2 protein-coding genes are annotated in these 830 nt (G+C 73.1%); both read right to left on the bottom strand.

All coding sequences use genetic code 11. The annotated features are described in order from the left end of the window. A partial coding sequence (locus tag EF918_RS39365) for a hypothetical protein (protein WP_148141376.1) occupies positions 1 to 156 on the bottom strand: 156 nt, incomplete at its 3' end. Positions 157 to 407: 251 nt separating this feature from the next. Continuing rightward, positions 408 to 830 (bottom strand): NTP transferase domain-containing protein (locus EF918_RS36230; protein ID WP_125653023.1); only part of this gene is annotated, 423 nt, incomplete at its 5' end.

Here is an 830-nt window from a genome sequence, read left to right as displayed (position 1 = left end):
CTCGGCGCGGCGGGCGAGGAGCTCGTCCCGGCGGGGGGTGAACCGGCGGTGCAGCTCGGCCACGAAGGCGAGGGCCGCATCGGTGAGGACTTCGTCCTGCCGGGGCAGGGGCTCGGCATCGACGATGGCCAGCGGAGACGGCGCTGGTGCGGACATAACTGTCACTCCTTCAGCGGCGGTGCCTGGCGGCCGCGGGGGAATGCTCGCGCGGGACGGCACGCAGTGCCGCCGGGTGTGGAGAGTTCCGCAATACGGTCGCGGGCGCCGACTGTGGTTCAGGGCGCTTCTGACCAGTGGATAGTAATTTCCTCATGGTGGAAGTTCAATGGTTTGTTGATGTCGAGATTCTCTTGGTCGACAGATCGTGGACCGCGGTGGCCCTGGGTGCCACCACGGTCACACGGCGCTCAGGCCAGCCGCTCCAGGTCGGGCGGCGTGTCGATGTCGAAGGCCTCGGCGACGTCCCCGCACTCCACCAGGGTGAGCTCCCCGGCGTGGCGCGCCAGGTGGACCCGGGCGCCCTTGTCGCCGACCGCCGTCGCCACGATGTCCGCCCAGCGGTCGGCGCCGAACAGGACCGGATGCCCGCGCTCCCCGTCGTACGCCGCCGCCACCAGCGAGGCGGGGGAGCGGTACGCGGCCCGCACCCGGGCCACCGCCGCCGCGCCGATGCCCGGCTGGTCCACCAGCGACACCAGGGCCGCCCGGGCACCCGTCCCGGCCAGCGAGGCGAGTCCGGCCCGCAGCGAGGAGCCCATGCCCTCGGCCCAGTCCGGGTTGTCCACCACCACGCAGCCGCTCAGGTCGGCCCGCTCGCGCACCTCGGCCGC

It is taken from the genome of Streptomyces sp. WAC06614 (assembly GCF_003949795.1).
In the GTDB taxonomy this organism is placed as follows: domain Bacteria; phylum Actinomycetota; class Actinomycetes; order Streptomycetales; family Streptomycetaceae; genus Streptomyces.
The sequence above is the reverse complement of the archived record's forward strand: the minus strand, read 5'-3'. Positions and strand labels throughout refer to the sequence as shown.